Genomic DNA, 16,547 nt, shown 5'->3' with positions numbered 1-16,547 from the left:
ACACTTGGGCAGACAGGGAGCGCGATCCATGCCGGACCAGTCGAAGGGCGTCGCAGTCATCACCGGGGCATCACGCGGCATCGGGGCTGCCTGTGCGCGGTTGGCCGCGCGCGACGGCTGGGATGTGTGCGTCAACTACGCCGGAAATGCCGAGGCGGCCGCGCGCGTGTGCGCCGAGGTTGAAGCCGCCGGGCGCCGCGCGCTCGCCGTGCAGGGTGACGTCTCGAAGGAAGGCGACGTGCTGAACCTGTTTGCCGAGGCGGGCGACATGGGGCCGGTGACGGCTTTCGTGAACAATGCCGGCATCCTCGACATGCGGATGCCTTTGGCCGAAATGGACACCGCGCGCATCGCGCGGCTGGTTGCGGTGAACGTCACCGGCGCGCTGATCTGCGCGCGCGAGGCGGTTCGCGCCATGTCGAAATCGCGCGGCGGGCAGGGTGGTGCGATCGTCAACGTGTCGTCTCGTGCGTCGGCCATCGGCGGGGCGGGGGAGTATGTAGATTATGCTGCCACCAAGGGTGCCATCGACACGCTGACGCTCGGGCTTTCGAAAGAGGTCGGGGGTGACGGGATTCGCGTCAACGCGGTTCGGCCCGGCCTGATCGAGACAGAAATCCACGCCACAGGCGGTGCGCCGAACCGTGCGCATGATCTCGCCGGCGGTGTTCCCATGAAGCGACCCGGTACGGCGGAGGAGGTTGCCGAAACAATCGTCTGGCTCATGGGAGACAAGAGTTCCTATGTGAACGGCGCCCTTCTGGACGTCGGAGGCGGGCGTTAGGGCGAGACAATTTTAACGCCAATGCAGAAGGGGTCTTGATTTAAACACAGTTTGACCCGATACACGCGGCATCGACATTTTCGGCCGAACGACAAGGCTAGCTCTTATCTACGCTCGCTGACGCTCATTCTTCCAAAATATCGTGAAAATCGCTCGTCGCGTTCTATATGCGTACGGGCAACAGTCAGCTAGAAGCGAAAGACAAGAGGCAAGATATGGCTACCGGTACTGTCAAATGGTTCAACGCCACCAAGGGTTATGGCTTCATCGAGCCGGAATCTGGCGGCAGCGACGTTTTCGTTCACATTTCCGCCGTTGAGCGCGCGGGCATGGGTTCGCTGAACGAAGGCCAGAAGATCAACTACGAAGTCACGCAGGACAGCCGTTCCGGCAAGTCCTCTGCGGACAACCTGAGCGCCGCCGACTAATCACGGCGCGCCTCATGGCGTAGAGACACGAAGGGCGGGGCCTATGGCTCCGCCCTTTTTCTTTGGCGTCTTGCCGATTTCTTTGGCGTCTTGCCGAAGGCGGGACGCGCGCGCGGAACCGCCATGTCGCGCTGACGTTGGCTTCTCATTCAATCGAGGATGGGAGGCTGGAAGAATGTTTGTTTCCGAACCGATGATCGACGCCGTGCTGCGCGGTGCGATCCTGTCGTTGGTGGGCCTGGGGTGGATCATCCTGCTGGTGCGCGTCAACGGACTGCGCTCGTTTTCCAAGATGACCAGTTTCGACTTCGTCACCACTGTCGCGATGGGCTCGCTGCTGGCCGGCTGCTCGCAGGTGACGGAGGCCAGTGACCTGGTGCAGGTGCTGGTTGCCATGGCCGCGCTGTTCGCGGCGCAGTTCACCGTCGCAAAGCTTCGCAAGTCCTCGAACGAGGTCGACCGGATCGTCCAGAACCGGCCCACATTGCTGGTTCGTGATGGGGTGATCGACGAGGCGGCACTGAAATCGACCCGCGTGCGCAAGGACGATCTCTACGCCAAGCTGCGCGAAGCCAATGTCCACCGGCTGGAAGACGTGAGCGCGGTGGTGCTGGAGACAACCGGCAGCATCTCGGTGCTTCACGGTGAGAGGCTCGATCCCGATCTGCTGACCGGGATCGACATGGCAAGCTTCGCTCAGGCCGAGGCGAAATAGCTCGCCAGCATCCAGATGCCCATCGTCATCATCACGAGGTTTTCTGTCAGCGAGATGAATCCGAGGGGCACGTTCGAGCCACCGCCGACGCAGGCGCAGGTCAATTCGCGCTTGTCGATATAGACCGCCTTGATGACGGACACCGCGCCGATTGTCCCGATGAACAGGCTGATCGGTGCGATAAGCAAAACAAGCGGGTTGCCGGTCCCGATCAGGGCCATCATGCCGACGCCGGCAATCAGTTCCAGGAACGGATAGGCAAAGCCATAGGGCACGAACCGGCGCGACAGCAGATCGTAGCCGAGGAAGCCGTTCACGAAGCCTTCGAGGTCCTGCAGCTTCTGGATCGCCAGCACGACCATGGAGGTCGCGAAGAACCACTTCAGCCACGTCAGGACCGGGAATCCCTCGTAGAGGTTTGCCACGATCGCCAGCGACATCAGCGCCGTGCTGGCGAAGATCGCGATGACCGGCTGGTAGGTCGTCTCGCCTTCCTTGGTGATCGGCAGTCCGAAGTGCTTCTTGAGGTCCGAATAGCCGCCGATCCGCGTGCCTTCGATGAAGGTCTGCGGGGTGGTTTCCACGCCTTGTTCGGCCATGAAGGCATCAGTCTCTTCGCGCGTTTCCAGAAGATGGTCCTCGACCTCGTAGCGCTTCAGCTTCAGCAGCGCCTTCGACTTGAGGCCGAACGGGCACAGGTGCCCCGGCATCGCCATGCGGTAGAGCACGGCGGTCTTGCTGTCCTCGGCGCTGGTGGCGCCGATGCGGTCGGTGGAATCCACGGTTAGTTGGCTTGGCATGGTCTGAAAATCCCTTGTGTCCGTCACTCGGCCTTGTCGCGCGGCGTGCCGGCCGGCGCGTCGCCATTGGCTTCGATGTCGGTGATGTAACCCTTCATTTCCTCGATCTCGCTGCGCTGTGCCTCGATGATCGCATCGGCGAGCGCGCGCACGCGCGGATCGGAAATGTTGGCGCGTTCACTGGTCAGAACCGCAATCGAGTGGTGCGGGATCATGGCCTTCATCCACGCAACGTCGCCGACGGTGTCTTGGCTGCGCACGAGGTAGAGCGATACGGCGAAGGCAAGTGCCGCGCCGATGAAGATCGCCATGTTGGCCTTGGCGTTGGAGTACATGCCGAGCATGAAGGCCAGCATGACGATGGCCATGATGGCGCCCATGTAGAGCGCCATCCACATCCGCGTCTGCGAGAAGAAGACGTGATCGAGCGCGTAGGTGTTCAGGTACATCAGCCCGTACATGACGATGGTCGAGGTCGCGATCATCGCGAAGAAGCGCAGGTAATTGCCGCCGTGGCCGGAAGACTGATGGCCGTTGGAATGGTCGTGGTCGTGGTCGTGATGTTCAGTGTGCGTCATATCCAAATAACCCGTTTTCCTGCCAACGGGATTGCCCGGGTTTCGTTCCGATTTGGCCCATCTCGAACTGTCGCCACCACGGAACCCGGCTTGACGCGCCAACGGCCCTCGACTAGAAACCCGGTACGTACCGAACGGTACGGTACGGCCACGGGGCCGATGGCAGTGGGGCGGCATGACGGTGACGACAGAGCAGGGCAGGGTTGGCGGGCGCGGTGACGACATGTCGTCCGGCGGAGCCATGTCTGCCTTGCCCGATGCCACCTTCTCCGACCGCCAGAACGAGGTGTTGCAGACGGCTTTGCGACTGCTCGTCGAAGGCGGGGAAAAGGCCCTGACGACGGCGGCGCTGGCGCGGACCGCGAACTGCTCCAAGGAAAGCATCTACAAGTGGTTCGGCGACCGTGACGGGCTGCTGGCCTCCATCGTCACCTACCAGGCGAGCCGTGTGCGCGTGATCGATGCCGCAGCCCTGCCGAAGACGCGGGAGCAGTTCGCCGAGGCGCTGGAGCTGTTTGCACGCGATCTGTTGGACGTGCTGCTGTCGGAAAGCTCTCTGGCGCTGAACCGGCTCTGCGTCGGCACGGTGCGCGGCGATGAGCCCGGTGTCGGTGCCGTGCTGCTGGATCGCGGCAAGCGGCGCATCGAGGACCGTGCACGCCGGCTGCTCGAAGCCGGTCGCAGCGGCGGGCACATCGCGTTCGATGATGCCGGTGCCGCCTACCGGGCGCTCTACGGCCTCATCATCGGCGACCTGCACATCCGCGCGATGCTCGGCGACGGCGATGCCGTCTCCGCGATTTCCATCACCGACCAGGCGCGTGCCGCGGTCGCCCAGTTTCTCACCCTCTATGCCCCGGCTGGTGCCGGCGGCTCCTCTCAGACGTAAAACCCCAAGGAAGGAACGCAATCATGCGCGTCTATTACGATCGCGATGCCGATCTCAATCTCATCAAGGGCAAGAAGGTCCTCGTCATCGGTTACGGCAGCCAGGGCCGCGCCCACGCGCTGAACCTGAAGGACTCCGGCGTTCAGGACGTGCGCGTTGCGCTGCGTTCGGGCTCCGCCACCGCCAAGAAGGCCGAGGCCGATGGCCTGCAGGTCATGAGCGTGCCGGAAGGCGCCAAGTGGGCCGACATGATGATGATGGCGACCCCGGACGAGCTCCAGGCCGACATCTACCGCGACGAGATCGCCCCGAATATCCGTGACGGTGCGGCGATTGCCTTCGCGCACGGCCTGAATGTGCACTTCAACCTGATCGAGCCGGAAGACACGATCGACGTCGTCATGATCGCGCCGAAGGGCCCGGGCCACACGGTGCGCAGCGAATACCAGCGCGGCGGCGGCGTGCCCTGTCTCATCGCCATCAACCACGACGCGTCGGGCAATGCTCACGACCTCGCGCTGTCCTACGCCTGCGGCGTCGGCGGCGGCCGTTCGGGCGTCATCGAGACGACCTTCAAGGAAGAGTGCGAAACCGACCTCTTCGGCGAGCAGGTCGTGCTCTGCGGCGGCCTGGTTGAGCTGATCCGCGCCGGTTTCGAGACGCTGGTGGAAGCCGGCTACGCGCCGGAAATGGCCTATTTCGAATGCCTGCACGAAGTGAAGCTGATCGTCGACCTCATCTACGAGGGCGGTATCGCCAACATGAACTACTCGATCTCCAACACCGCCGAGTGGGGCGAGTACGTCTCCGGCCCGCGCATCATCACCGAAGAGACCAAGGCCGAGATGAAGCGCGTCCTTAAGGACATCCAGACCGGCAAGTTCACGTCCGACTGGATGCAGGAGTACCGGGCCGGTGCCTCGCGATTCAAGGGCATCCGCCGCAACAATGATGCGCACCAGATCGAGGAAGTCGGCGAGAAGCTTCGCGGCATGATGCCGTGGATCAAGTCGAACGCTCTGGTCGACAAGGCCAAGAACTAGTCTGGGTTTCTGAAGCGGGAGCGCATCCCGCGAAAAAGAACATTGATCGGGGCGGTGCATGTGCGCCGCCCCGTTTCGTTCTGGCTACTGGCTGGCCTCGACTTCAATCAGGGCCACGTCGCCATCGGCACCCAGGATATGTGCCTGCGTGAACTCGCCGGTGCTCGGCGGGTCAAGGCGGACGGGCTTCCACGCGAGCGCTTGCGTCCACATGCCGGGCAACTGGCAGAGATAGAGATCGACATTCAGCACAAGCGGGTTTCTGCCTTGCTGTTCGCTGAGGCGTAGCAGCGGCTCGACGCCGGGATTGGGCACCTGGACTTCGCCAACAACCTCAACCCCATCGGAGCCGTCGGGCTGGCGCGTGGTCATCGCCTGCCAGTTGCGCGTCTCGACCTGACCGGTGGCACGGGTGCATTCGCCGGGCTGGGCAGCACTGGCGGCGGGGCTTTGGATGGCAAGCGCGGGCAGGGCCAGAAGGCAGGCCAACGCGGCCGTCTTGATCAATCCGTTCGGCATGGCGGGTGTCCTCGGAAGGTTTGCTTGTCGTCGACAACTCATCTGGCGGCAAAACGTTCGCGTGACCGCAAGCATCAGATTGACGCCGGATGGCGGCGCAATTTTGGCCCCCATTTCCGGTTGGCTGGCGCAGGACGCCGCCCTGGCCGCTGATGCAAAAGGCCGTTTGAAACCGTGTTCATGCCACGTTCAGGCTTCATTTACGATGCTTGGTGGATGATGACGCATCGCAATTCAGACAGGTTTGATATGGCCACCTGGCACGCGTTCCTCATCGAAGGACACAATTTCCGCAGCGAGCAGACGGACGGCGCAGTGCGCCCTGGTCGCGTCGGGTTCTACACGTGGCGCTTCATCGAAGCCGATGACGAGGAAACCGCACGCGACCTTGCGGAAGACGATGTGCGCTCCGCCGCGCATCGGCGCTTTCCCAATTCGCCGCGCGGACGCGTGTCTGTTCGTACCATGGGCCTGCGTGAAGCACCGGACCTGACAGAAAGCGCGCCGGGCATGCGCGGCTGCGGCTTCATCCTCTTTCCCGAAACGCCCGTCGTTTCGGAAATCGCGTCTGCCTTCGACGGTCTCGCCAGCTACTTCAAGCCGGCCATTCCGGACGCGGCAGAGCCAGTTCACGGCCAGGGCTGACCGGCTTCCACGCTCTCATTTGCCGGTTAGCTGTGGACGGAATCGTCGCCACGGCATAGACCTTGCCGCGCTGCGTTTTCCATGCCGCGACAAGAAGGTGTTCCCCCATGTCCGCTTCCTCCACGGCACGGCGCTATGCCGTTCTCGATGTCTTTACCGACAAGGCCCTGACCGGCAACCAGCTTGCCGTCGTCTTCGACAGCGAAGGGCTGGACGGCGAGCGGATGCAGGCTATCGCGGCAGAGTTCAACCTCTCCGAAACGGTGTTCGTGATGGAGCCGGAGCGTCCGGCCCACAGCGCCAAGGTTCGCATCTTCACGCCGGGCCGCGAGCTTCCCTTCGCCGGGCACCCGACCGTCGGCACGTCGATCATCCTTGCGCTGGAAAAGTACGGCGGCACGGGCATGAAGGACGGCATCATCGTCCTTGAGGAGCAGATCGGCTCGGTGCGCTGCGGCGTGAAGCTGCGCGAGAATGCCGGTTTCGCCGAGTTCGACATTCCAAAACTTCCCTCAGAACCGCAGCAGGCGGGCGACCGCGACCTGATTGCCGCAGGCATCGGGCTGGAGCCGAGCGAGATCGGCTTTGAAAACCACAAGCCGATGGTCTGCGATGCCGGTGTGACGTTCACCTTCGTGCCGGTACGCGACATGGCCCGCCTCAACCGGGCCAAGGCGTCCGGTCGTGCCTTCGAGGAAGCCTTCGGCAGCAACGGCGCGTTCATCTACACCCGTGACACCGCATCCGAGGCCAACGACTTCCAGGCGCGCATGTTCGCGCCACAGCACGGCATTCTCGAGGACCCGGCAACGGGTTCGGCTGCCGCGGCGCTCGCTGGGATCATCCACAAGTTCGACCAGCCGCGAAAAGGCATGACGCGCTACCGCATCGAGCAGGGCTACGCGATGGGCCGACCGAGCATCATCGAGCTGGAACTCGAGGTCGGGAACAATGCGCTGTCAGCGGTGCGCATCGGTGGCAATGCGGTCGTCATCGCGCGCGGTGAGCTGATCGCCTGAAGGTGATATTCTTCCCCGCCGCCATCACGGCGGTGACATATCCGGGAGGATATCCATGACAGGCGTTGCACGCGTCTTTTTCCTGAGTGCGCTGATCTACGGGCTTGCCGGCATGATGCTGGGGATCTCCATGGCAGCGAGCCACGACCACGGCCAGATGCCGACCCATGCGCATACCATGGTCATTGGCTGGCTGAGCTTCGCGGTGTTCGGGCTGTTCTACCACCACTTCCCGGCCGCCGCAGGGAGCACGCTCGCCAGGATGCACATGTGGGTCGCCGAGGTGAGCCTGCTGGTCCTGATCGTCGGGCTGTTCCTGCTCTACGGCGGCAACACGGCGCTCGCTCCGATGCTGGCCATCGCCTCCATCATCTACGCGGCGTCGTTCGCGATGTTCGCCTGGGTGGCCTATCGCGCCATCGGCAAGGCAGCCTGAAGAAACGGCGCGCAGGAGAGGTGTCGGTCCTGCGCGCCGTCCCGTCCCGGGCAGGGGGATGCCCGGCCCGTTACCCCAACGCACGCGGGGCATTCCGAAAGTTCATCGATTGTCGCTTCGGGGTGGAGGTGCAGCCGCCCGTTCAGGGGCCGCGTCCCGATTTCAGCGACAATGGATGCTTACGGCCTTGCGCCGCGATCTGCCGCTGGTCTTCCCCGTTTCCCAAGTGCCATTGACCGTCCCCGTTCGTTTGGTCGATGGCCCCCGCCCGAGACAGAGCCTAGTCAAGGTCGGCGCGACGTCCATTCAATTGCGGTCGCAGGTCTGCAACAGAATTTGGGTGAACGCGCCTCAAAATCGCCCCCATCCGGGGCCTTGCGGCGGGCGCGTTTCGGGATGGCATGACGGGCGACCGGGCAAACGCCTTGCGCAGCCGGGCGAATGGAGAGTACAACCCGGCAATCACGCGTTTACGATTTGTTAGGCCTGCGGGCCGACCATCCGTAGACGCAGGCGCTTCGAACAGGTTTCGATGCGCCCCAAGGTTTGGCAAGGCAGGCTCGAATTCGATGACGACCATTCGTCATGATGCTGCCCATGAGGCGAGGATGCGCGACACGCTTCGCGCGCCGCTTCTGCTCGACCTTCTCCTCCTTATCCGCCCCTGAGCTCCGGCGGTTCGCTTTCGCGCGAACGGGCTCTCAGGGGACCGAGTTCAAACCGACACCTCAATTCGATTTCAGTTTTCGCGTTCCCGTTGCGTCGTGCCAGGCTCCAGTTGCCGCCACCCGGGAACCATGACGAAGGATAAGGACCCATGAGCGACCAGGTCATCATTTTCGATACCACCTTGCGTGACGGCGAGCAGTGCCCCGGCGCAACCATGACGCTGGAAGAAAAGCTGCAGGTTGCCGACATGCTCGACGCAATGGGCGTCGATGTGATCGAGGCGGGCTTTCCCATCGCCTCCAACGGCGATTTCGAGGCCGTCAGCCTCATTGCCAAGCGCGTGCAGAACGCGGTGGTCGCGGGCCTGTCGCGCGCGGCACCCGGCGACATTGACCGGGCCGGTGAGGCAGTGAAACACGCCAAGCGTCCGCGCATCCACACCTTCATCTCCACCTCGCCGGTGCACATGAAGTACAAGCTCCAGAAGTCGCCGGAAGAAGTGCTGGAGATGGTGATCGCGCAGGTCACCCGCGCCCGCAACCTGGTGGACGATGTTGAGTGGTCCTGCGAGGACGGCACGCGCACCGAGCCGGATTTCCTCGTGCGCTGCGTGGAGGCCGCAATCAAGGCCGGTGCCACCACGATCAACATTCCCGACACGGTCGGCTACACCGTGCCGGAGGAGCATTACGAGCTGTTCAAGATGGTGCGCGAGCGCGTGCCGGACGCCGACAAGGCGATCTTCTCGGTCCATTGCCACAATGACCTGGGCATGGCGGTCGCCAACTCGATGGCCGGCGTGAAGGCCGGTGCGCGGCAGATCGAATGCACCATCAACGGCATCGGCGAGCGGGCCGGCAACACGGCGCTTGAAGAGGTCGTGATGGCCATGAAGACGCGTGAGGACGTGCTGCCCTTCGAGTGCAATATCGACACGACGATGCTGACGCGGGCCTCCAAGCTGGTGTCCGCCATCACGTCCTTCCCGGTGCAGTACAACAAGGCCATCGTCGGCCGGAACGCCTTCGCGCACGAGAGCGGCATTCACCAGGACGGGATGCTGAAGCACAGCCAGACCTACGAGATCATGACGCCGGAATCGGTGGGCGTCAGCAAGACTTCGCTGGTCATGGGCAAGCACTCGGGCCGCAATGCCTTCAAGGACAAGCTGAAGCAGCTGGGCTACCAGCTCACCGACAACCAGATGCAGGACGCGTTCACCCGCTTCAAGGATCTCGCCGACCGCAAGAAGGAAGTCTACGACGAGGATATCGAGGCGCTGGTGGACGAGAACATCGCCACCTCGCAGGACCGGATGAAGGTGCTCTCGCTGCTGGTGGTCGCCGGCACTATGGGGCCGCAGGTCTGCACCCTGTCGCTTGACATCGAGGGCGAGCACAAGACGGTCCAATCCGTGGGCAACGGCCCGGTGGACGCGACCTTCAACGCGATCCACATGCTGGTGCCGCATGAGGCTACGCTGGAGCTCTACCAGGTCCACGCGGTGACCGAGGGCACGGACGCGCAGGCGGAAGTCTCCGTGCGGCTTGGCCATGACGGCATGAGCGTCACCGGGCGCGCCGCGCACCCCGACACGCTGGTGGCGTCCGCCAAGGCGTACCTGACCGCGCTGAACAAGCTGATGGCGCGCCGCGACCGGGTACACGCGCAGGCGGCGGAGTAGACCGCGAGCCGTCACCGGCTGACACGTATTCAGGCCCGCGCATGGCATGTCCGTGCGCGGGCCTTTTCACGTCTGCGGTGTACAAGGGGCCGTGCGCTGCTTATCAGTCTTGCGCGTTCGAGCATGATTGGGGACGAAGATGGAAGCCAAAACCAAGAGCGGCCGCGGAGCGCTGTTCTTCAACTTTGGCACGGGCTATGCGCTGCGGCTGTTCGTGGCGCTGCACAGCCTGCGCAAATACTACGACGGCCCCATCACCCTGCTGCTGCTGGAGGATGATGCCGACGCGCCTGCGGTGGCTGAAACGGCGGCGAAACTGTCCGTCGATTGCATCTTCGTGAAGGACCTCAGCCGCTCGGAGTCCCGACACGAAATTCTCAAGGCCAGCCCCTATGCCACAACGCTGTCATTTGACAGCGACCTGCTCTTTCGCGGGCCCATTGACCCGCTCTGGGGACCTCTTGAGCGCGAAGGCCTGCTGGTGACCCGCGTCGAATTCCATTCGCTCGACGATGACGGATTGCCGACGAAGGAGGGGCCGAAAAAGCGCGCTGAATTCCTCCAGGAGGTCGAGCCGATCGTCGGCAAGGAGGCCGTGGCGGAAGCGGTGCGCAAGATCTACGAGGAATCCACCGATATCAATATCGGGGTGCTGGGCCTGTCGCTCCCCAAGGGGCAGGCGTTCTTCGACGACTATTCCCGGTGCATGGAACAGGGGCGGGGACAGGACATCGTGGTGCTGGACGAACTGCTCACCGTTGCTCTCGTCACGCGGCACGGTCACGCGCTCATGGACGAATCCTGGAATTGCCCGGCGGATGAGTATTTCAGGACCATCGGCCTGCTGGACGCCAAGGTGATCCACTATTTCATTGATGGCTGGCGCCTGTGCGGCGTGCGCCACGGGCGCAACCCGTCAAGCTGGAGCGGGCGCATGTGGTACCGGGCCTACGAGGAAGCGGCGCGTGATATCGACCTCAGGCGCTGGCGCCGGGCGGATGTGTCTTTTGCCAGTGCGACAGACCGGTACTTCGCCCACGGGTTCGACCACGGCATTTCGGAGACGTTCAAGCGTCTGGAACGAAAGGTTCGCCATGCCCGCTACCGGCTGACCGGTCAAACCCACAAGCTGCGGCCTCAGTAGTCGAGCTTGTGGCGATACACGAACCAGCCGAGCGCTGCAGCCGTCACCGCCGTGATGGCGGCACTCTCCACCGCCACGGACGGCAGGACTTCGAGGCCGAACCAAGGCCGGTACAGTCCCGTCACAAGGCACCAGATCGAGAAGCTGGTCGAGGCGAGATAGATCACGAAGGCATTGATCGTCGCCCGCATCCCCTGTTCCGCTTCGTTGCGATACCCCCACAGGCGCACTGCCTGAACGAGAGAAGCGAGCACGAAAAAGACCGGTGTGATGATGCTGAGCGTTGCAAGCGCCATTCCACCCGAAAAGACGAAGCTGCCCAGCGTCAGCATCCTGCGCTGCTCGACATCTTCCTCGCGCTCGGTTGGCTCGAGCGTGATCGCTTCCAGCGCCTGATCCAGGAGCCTGTCACGGGCCACCGCGTGGAAGATCATCAGCCCCGCGAACATGTAAAAACCACCGATCAGAATGGCTGAGATTGTCAATCGTCGAGGCCTCCGGTCAGCGCCGGAGACAGGCGGCAAACCAGCAACGGCTAGGCCGCATCATTGCGTCTGCCGGGCGCGGGCGTCCATCGCAATCGAAGATGTGAGAAAACGTGGGTCCAGCATATGGACAGGCTGCAACCTCGTTGATATACCGCCGCTTCCCGAAATTGGTGCGGGCGCATAGCTCAGTTGGTAGAGCAGCTGACTCTTAATCAGCGGGTCCAAGGTTCGAGTCCTTGTGCGCCCACCAATCTTTTCAATGACTTAGCGCCTTGAAACGGTTCGGCCATTCTTCTCCAGTAACCAAATAGTAACCGCTGCGTTTGCGTGCGGGATAGAGGCAGGGTGCTTGCACCGGTATAGTCACACGCGCGGAATTTTGATGCCGGTGACCGATGCCCCGTATACCAGTCCAGATCCACGAATGGCTTACGCTGAGCGATGCGCTTGCGGAGTTCACTGATCCGGCCCTCAACAAACTGATGGCGGAACTCGAAGCGGAGCTCGCGGTCTTGGCGAGAAAGTCGACCGTTGTCACCGGTCTAGCACGCGCGGCACGGCGGCTGAATGACACCCGCACGGTATCGCTCGACCAGATCAAATTCGACGAGCAGGAAAAAGCCCTCAAAGATCTGGATCGGCAGCGCAGAGTCGAATTGAAGCGTCATCTGCGATCCGGGGAGATAACGGCGTCTGCAAAAGCGGAGCTTGGCGATTCGCCGACAATTTTCATCTCTCCGGCCGATTGGAATTATCTCAATTTTTCTCAAAACGGCACTTTATCCACACGCGGCAAACGGCGGGCATTCTATTCGGCACGCTATGCCTGGCATGATCCAGCAACCATCGAGAAGCTCGAGGAAGCCGCGCGCACGGGGCAGCAGCCCGACATGCGTCCTGGTGAACTCACTAGGATTGCTGTCGCTCATGTGTTCAAAGGCGATGATAAAGTCGGGAAGCTTGACGAAGCGCAGAGACGTGTCTTGGCTGAGTTTGACCGCCAGCACTGGCGCCGTCCTTCCTTGAACACAATCACAAATGCACTGCAGGAAGCGGGCCTTTATGAGCCCAAACCTCATCGCAAAAATCGTTGAGAAAAATCGGCCGGATTTGAATTTGACCGGGCGATCCATTCGCCGCTCCCTCGAGGCAGCAACGCATCAATGCTTGCTGAAACCGATGGAGACGAACGGCTATGGAAACGGTCTATCTCAAGCCAGCTGACGCGGCCGACTACACCTGCCTTTCGGTGGCGACACTCGCCCGCATGCGCGTCACCGGCGATGGTCCGCCCTTCATGAAGCTCGGTCACCGATTGGTTGTTTATTCCAAGGGTGATCTTGATGCCTGGCTGACCGCGCGCAAGCGCCGTTCCACGGCTGACTGCGACGCATAGCGTCGCGCAAGCCACCGGAAACGGGAGAGCGACGTGGGAAGTTCACGTGTTTGGCAATGGCGACAGGCTTTGGCGAAGTCCGCGTTGCACGGGACGACCAAGAATGTCCTGAGGACTCTGTCAGAGTTCATGAACAAGGATGGAGGAAGTTGCTATCCGTCGATCAAAATATTGGCGGAGCGCTCGAGCCTTCAGAGGAAGACTGTACGCAAGCACCTCAGAATCGCTGTATGGAAGGGTTGGATCGAGATCTCCAGTGCCGAGTTTCGTGGCCGCGCGTGGCGACGGCAGCAATATCAGGCATGCTTCCCCGAAAGTACCGATGACCTTGGTAGATCCACGACGCAAAAACTGCGCAAGCCGCTGGCTGGCGTGGGGCATTTGGCAGCCAGTGGTGGGGTATCTGATGCCTTTGGGGTGGGGTACGAAGTGCCCCGCGTAATAACCTCTCCAAAGGAACTCCTCACGAACTCTCCAACTCCCGATGCAGGCCAAGACGGACGTCGGGCTGTGGAAGCAATGGGAGCAGAGCGAGAGAATCTGTTCAATAGATTCCGGGAGAAACATCCGACCAGTGCATTCGAAAGCTGTTCAAAAATGATGATTGCATTCGATGCATGCACTCCGGAGCAGCAGCGGGTTGGCGTTGAGCGCCACGGAGATTGGCTTCGCCAGCTGAAGGGTCTTGGCCGCGATTTTGTGCCAAACGGCGGTACGTATTGGCAGGAGCGTCTTTGGGAAGGATTGCCACCGCCAACCACCCCTCACGCCCAAGCATCTGAAACGCTCCACGCATCTCCCTGGAGCCGCGAATGGTGGGCTGCCATTCTCTCCGCCGCGGGGCAGGGCGATGACCGAAGGGTTTCGTATATCTCCATGATGCTTCGTGACCATGGTCGCGGCGTTCAATTGGATCTCAGCTCCGCACGGGACCAGTCGGTACTCGCCCTGAGCGAATGCCTGGACAAAGTCGGGGCAGGTGACAGGCGAATGATGGCAGCTGGGAAATGGTTTGCAGATCGGACCGTTCGGCCGCTGCCGGAAATCCCATTGAATGTGGATCATTGCTTCGTGCCGACCAAGCGGGGATGGGAGATCTTGGCCGGCAGCGAAGTGTCCGCCGACACCCGGGTTTAGGGACCGTATTCCGGGGCGTTCCAAGTACGGGCGGGCGAGCTCCCGACACTTCGCTAGTAGGTCACCTTGCAAGCGGTACACGATAGAACCGAGCCGCACGATACGACATGCACGTTTGACCTCGTCTCATGGCGCGGGCGGTAACCCTCGATAGGTGCGGCCACTCCCGGTCTGGAAATGCGCTCTAGGATCGAACTCACTTCATCACGGACGCTGGTTCAGCGTGTCGTGGCGCGCCTGTAGCTCGCTGCTCCAACGGCTCTTGATGTAGGAGAGCACGGCGATGATTTCGGCATCGCTCAGGACGCCCTCATAGGCCGGCATGTCGGAGCGGTAGTCCTCGCCTGCAAATCTCTGAACGCCGTACTTGGTGATCTCGAACAGCATCTGGTCGGGATGGTGCCAGGTGTGTCCCGACTCATCGTGTGGCGGTGCGGGGAGCATTCCATCGGGCTTGCGACTGCGCCAGTCGGCCTCCCCTTCCAGTGACGTGCCGTGACATGAGGCGCAATGGTCCGCATAGAGCGCCTCGCCCTGTGCGACGATGGCGTCGTCACCTGGTTCGAGCAGGCCTGCGGACTCGCCCGGCGAGATAAAGCGCCAACCGAGCCCGAGCACGACCATTGCGGCGACCAGCGCAGCGACAACCGCCACCACGCGATCGCCGCCGATCGAACCAAACATTGCCTAGCTCTTCTTCTGGCGGAACTGGGTGTGGCAATCCGAGCAGGTCTTGCCGATCATCCCGAAAACCGCGTCAGCGGGCATGGCGCCGATTTCTTCCGCCGACATCTGGCCCATTTCACTGACGTCCATCATCGCGTCGGCACCGGACTGGCTTTCATCGCCGGCGGCAAGTTCCAGACCGTGGGCAAAGAGTTCCAGCCGGTCAGCCAGTGCGGCGAACGTGTCCCAGTCCTCCCAGATGGCGGGAATGGCCTCGGACGGGCTGTCGAGGCTGCCCTCCGGGAAGACCTTCTTCAGGGTTTCCCCGGCGTGGCTGCGGATCATGGCGGCCTGCTTCTCGACAGTTTCCGCGTTAAGCGGCTGTGCGCCTTTCATCATCGGCCCCATGGTCTTCATGGCATCCGCCATCATCTTCATGTGGTGCATGCGCTCGGCGACAACGCCGGTCGCACCGCTATGGGCATAGACGGCACTAGCACCGGCAATAACGATGGCTGCTCCCAGTGTGAGCATTGAAAGATGTTTCATGGTCAGTCCTCTCGTGGATTGGCTGGAATTGGCTGGCCATCGCGTGGAGCAGCCCTGCGTGTGAAGGTGTCGGTGATGGAGCGGGCATTCTGCCGGAACTTTCCGGCCCAGTCGGCCAAGGCACCACGGCTTGTTTCCTCAGGTCGGCTGCCGAATGGCGGCTCTTTCCCGGTGAGGTCGTAGACGTGCGCTTCAACCGCGCCGATATGTTCGTGAACTTCACTGAGCGCTGCGCGCGACAGGTGCGCTGGCAGGCGGATCGCGTCGCGCGCGGCCTCCGTCACCATGACGTAGCGATGGCTGCCGACGCCGTTTTTCATCAGGCGGTGGATGATGATGACATCTGTGCCGAAGTGGTCGACCACGCCACGGTATTCGAACCGGGCGGCCTTGCCGCGATGCACGAAGACCTTGAGGTCGAGATCGGCGATCTGCGTGCAGGTGGAACAGGGACACTTGTTTGTGGCGACAAGGCGCGTCTGCTCGCGGAAGAATGCGTCCATGATGGCCAGCACCGTGTTGCCGGCCTGCTCGGGAGAAAGCTTGCCGGCGTCTGCGTAGAACAATGCTGCATCGCCTTCGAGCTTGGAGAGCTTCATCGTCCGACAGGCAGCATCGACCATGGCATCGATCAGCGAGAAGACGACGTAGCGCGCATGGCCAAGGGCAAACGTGTTGCCGGTCATGAAGCGGGTGTAGTTGCTGATATCCGGCAGGACGAAGATCGTGTCCTGGCTCGAGTCACCGGATTGGGCCGGCTTGGCGAATGGCAGATGCGCACCCCAGCCGTGGTTGCTGGGCGACAGGTCGCGCGAAAGCAGGCTCTGGTTGCGTGGCATCCGGAGGAAGAAGACCGCAGCGGCGACCACCACGGCCAGCAGCAGCACAAGCCCGAGCGTCATCGGGGCCATGTGCAGCCACCCGTCTGACATCATCTGTTCGTGCAATTGGGAACTCC

General features: G+C 62.3%; 20 protein-coding genes and 1 tRNA gene. 14 read left to right on the top strand and 7 right to left on the bottom strand.

The genetic code is table 11. The features are described from left to right. Nucleotides 1-28: 28 nt before the first annotated feature. The 3 genes from ACKTEK_RS10215 (at nucleotide 29) to ACKTEK_RS10205 (ending at nucleotide 1,927) form a co-directional block, all read left to right on the top strand. Entirely contained in the window at nucleotides 29-784 is a 756-nt protein-coding gene (locus tag ACKTEK_RS10215; RefSeq protein ID WP_409165185.1) for an SDR family oxidoreductase, read from the top strand. A gap of 215 nt (nucleotides 785-999) precedes the next feature. After that, nucleotides 1,000-1,212 (top strand): cold-shock protein, encoded by a 213-nt coding sequence (locus tag ACKTEK_RS10210; RefSeq protein ID WP_409165184.1) that lies wholly within the window; start codon nucleotides 1,000-1,002, stop codon nucleotides 1,210-1,212. Between the two features lie 175 nt (nucleotides 1,213-1,387). Continuing rightward, the gene (locus ACKTEK_RS10205; RefSeq protein ID WP_409165183.1) at nucleotides 1,388-1,927 is read left to right on the top strand and encodes a DUF421 domain-containing protein; all 540 of its coding nucleotides are present in this window, start codon (nucleotides 1,388-1,390) and stop codon (nucleotides 1,925-1,927) included. Here the strand turns inward: ACKTEK_RS10205 and ACKTEK_RS10200 are convergent. Continuing rightward, nucleotides 1,909-2,727 (bottom strand): MauE/DoxX family redox-associated membrane protein, encoded by an 819-nt coding sequence (locus ACKTEK_RS10200; protein WP_409165182.1) that lies wholly within the window; start codon nucleotides 2,725-2,727, stop codon nucleotides 1,909-1,911. The genes ACKTEK_RS10205 and ACKTEK_RS10200 overlap by 19 nt on opposite strands. 23 nt (nucleotides 2,728-2,750) lie before the next feature. Beyond that, a complete protein-coding gene (locus ACKTEK_RS10195; RefSeq protein WP_409166147.1) occupies nucleotides 2,751-3,212 on the bottom strand; it encodes a DUF305 domain-containing protein in 462 nt (153 codons plus the stop codon). Nucleotides 3,213-3,546: 334 nt separating this feature from the next. On the opposite strand from ACKTEK_RS10195, the gene ACKTEK_RS10190 reads away from it, so the two are divergent. After that, nucleotides 3,547-4,194 carry a TetR/AcrR family transcriptional regulator C-terminal domain-containing protein gene (locus tag ACKTEK_RS10190; RefSeq protein ID WP_409166146.1) on the top strand — a complete coding sequence of 216 codons (648 nt, stop codon included), beginning with the start codon at nucleotides 3,547-3,549 and terminating at the stop codon, nucleotides 4,192-4,194. Between the two features lie 23 nt (nucleotides 4,195-4,217). Next, nucleotides 4,218-5,237, top strand: a complete 1,020-nt coding sequence (gene ilvC, locus ACKTEK_RS10185; RefSeq protein ID WP_409165181.1) for a ketol-acid reductoisomerase — start codon at nucleotides 4,218-4,220, stop codon at nucleotides 5,235-5,237. 84 nt (nucleotides 5,238-5,321) lie between these two features. Here the strand turns inward: ilvC and ACKTEK_RS10180 are convergent, their stop codons facing one another. Beyond that, on the bottom strand, nucleotides 5,322-5,756 hold the full coding sequence (locus ACKTEK_RS10180) for a hypothetical protein (RefSeq protein WP_409165180.1): 435 nt from the start codon (nucleotides 5,754-5,756) through the stop codon (nucleotides 5,322-5,324). Between the two features lie 249 nt (nucleotides 5,757-6,005). On the opposite strand from ACKTEK_RS10180, the gene ACKTEK_RS10175 reads away from it, so the two are divergent. The 5 genes from ACKTEK_RS10175 (at nucleotide 6,006) to ACKTEK_RS10155 (ending at nucleotide 11,353) form a co-directional block, all read left to right on the top strand. Continuing rightward, nucleotides 6,006-6,401: a hypothetical protein gene (locus ACKTEK_RS10175; protein ID WP_409165179.1), complete on the top strand. Its 396-nt coding sequence runs from the start codon at nucleotides 6,006-6,008 to the stop codon at nucleotides 6,399-6,401. A gap of 107 nt (nucleotides 6,402-6,508) precedes the next feature. Then, nucleotides 6,509-7,420, top strand: a complete 912-nt coding sequence (locus ACKTEK_RS10170; protein ID WP_409165178.1) for a PhzF family phenazine biosynthesis protein — start codon at nucleotides 6,509-6,511, stop codon at nucleotides 7,418-7,420. A 55-nt stretch (nucleotides 7,421-7,475) separates the two neighbouring features. Continuing rightward, nucleotides 7,476-7,856, top strand: coding sequence for a hypothetical protein (locus ACKTEK_RS10165; RefSeq protein WP_409165177.1), 381 nt, complete (start codon nucleotides 7,476-7,478; stop codon nucleotides 7,854-7,856). A gap of 817 nt (nucleotides 7,857-8,673) precedes the next feature. Beyond that, nucleotides 8,674-10,209: a 2-isopropylmalate synthase gene (locus ACKTEK_RS10160; RefSeq protein ID WP_409165176.1), complete on the top strand. Its 1,536-nt coding sequence runs from the start codon at nucleotides 8,674-8,676 to the stop codon at nucleotides 10,207-10,209. Nucleotides 10,210-10,348: 139 nt separating this feature from the next. Further along, on the top strand, nucleotides 10,349-11,353 hold the full coding sequence (locus ACKTEK_RS10155; protein WP_409165175.1) for a hypothetical protein: 1,005 nt from the start codon (nucleotides 10,349-10,351) through the stop codon (nucleotides 11,351-11,353). On the opposite strand, the gene ACKTEK_RS10150 is transcribed toward ACKTEK_RS10155, so the two are convergent. Continuing rightward, entirely contained in the window at nucleotides 11,347-11,838 is a 492-nt protein-coding gene (locus ACKTEK_RS10150) for a hypothetical protein (RefSeq protein ID WP_409165174.1), read from the bottom strand. The genes ACKTEK_RS10155 and ACKTEK_RS10150 overlap by 7 nt on opposite strands. 177 nt (nucleotides 11,839-12,015) lie before the next feature. Between ACKTEK_RS10150 and ACKTEK_RS10145 the strand changes: the two genes are divergently transcribed. The 4 genes from ACKTEK_RS10145 (at nucleotide 12,016) to ACKTEK_RS10130 (ending at nucleotide 14,374) form a co-directional block, all read left to right on the top strand. Beyond that, nucleotides 12,016-12,091 (top strand) — tRNA-Lys (locus ACKTEK_RS10145). Nucleotides 12,092-12,236: 145 nt separating this feature from the next. Beyond that, complete coding sequence (locus tag ACKTEK_RS10140; RefSeq protein ID WP_409165173.1) at nucleotides 12,237-12,935, top strand: hypothetical protein; 699 nt, start codon at nucleotides 12,237-12,239, stop codon at nucleotides 12,933-12,935. Between the two features lie 101 nt (nucleotides 12,936-13,036). After that, nucleotides 13,037-13,237, top strand: a complete 201-nt coding sequence (locus ACKTEK_RS10135; RefSeq protein WP_409165172.1) for a helix-turn-helix transcriptional regulator — start codon at nucleotides 13,037-13,039, stop codon at nucleotides 13,235-13,237. Nucleotides 13,238-13,270: 33 nt separating this feature from the next. Then, complete coding sequence (locus ACKTEK_RS10130) at nucleotides 13,271-14,374, top strand: helix-turn-helix domain-containing protein (protein ID WP_409165171.1); 1,104 nt, start codon at nucleotides 13,271-13,273, stop codon at nucleotides 14,372-14,374. A 204-nt stretch (nucleotides 14,375-14,578) separates the two neighbouring features. Here the strand turns inward: ACKTEK_RS10130 and ACKTEK_RS10125 are convergent, their stop codons facing one another. Genes ACKTEK_RS10125 through ACKTEK_RS10115 form a run of 3 tightly spaced genes read right to left on the bottom strand, consistent with a single transcriptional unit; the run spans nucleotide 14,579 to nucleotide 16,521 of the window. Then, nucleotides 14,579-15,058 (bottom strand): c-type cytochrome, encoded by a 480-nt coding sequence (locus tag ACKTEK_RS10125; RefSeq protein WP_409165170.1) that lies wholly within the window; start codon nucleotides 15,056-15,058, stop codon nucleotides 14,579-14,581. A gap of 3 nt (nucleotides 15,059-15,061) precedes the next feature. Next, a complete protein-coding gene (locus ACKTEK_RS10120) occupies nucleotides 15,062-15,589 on the bottom strand; it encodes a c-type cytochrome (protein WP_409165169.1) in 528 nt (175 codons plus the stop codon). A gap of 2 nt (nucleotides 15,590-15,591) precedes the next feature. After that, nucleotides 15,592-16,521, bottom strand: a complete 930-nt coding sequence (locus ACKTEK_RS10115) for a DUF2652 domain-containing protein (protein ID WP_409165168.1) — start codon at nucleotides 16,519-16,521, stop codon at nucleotides 15,592-15,594. Nucleotides 16,522-16,547: the final 26 nt, after the last annotated feature.

The organism is Tepidamorphus sp. 3E244, from assembly GCF_046159835.1.
GTDB lineage: Bacteria > Pseudomonadota > Alphaproteobacteria > Rhizobiales > Tepidamorphaceae > JACKJK01.
This window is presented reverse-complemented; position numbering and strand designations above follow the sequence as displayed.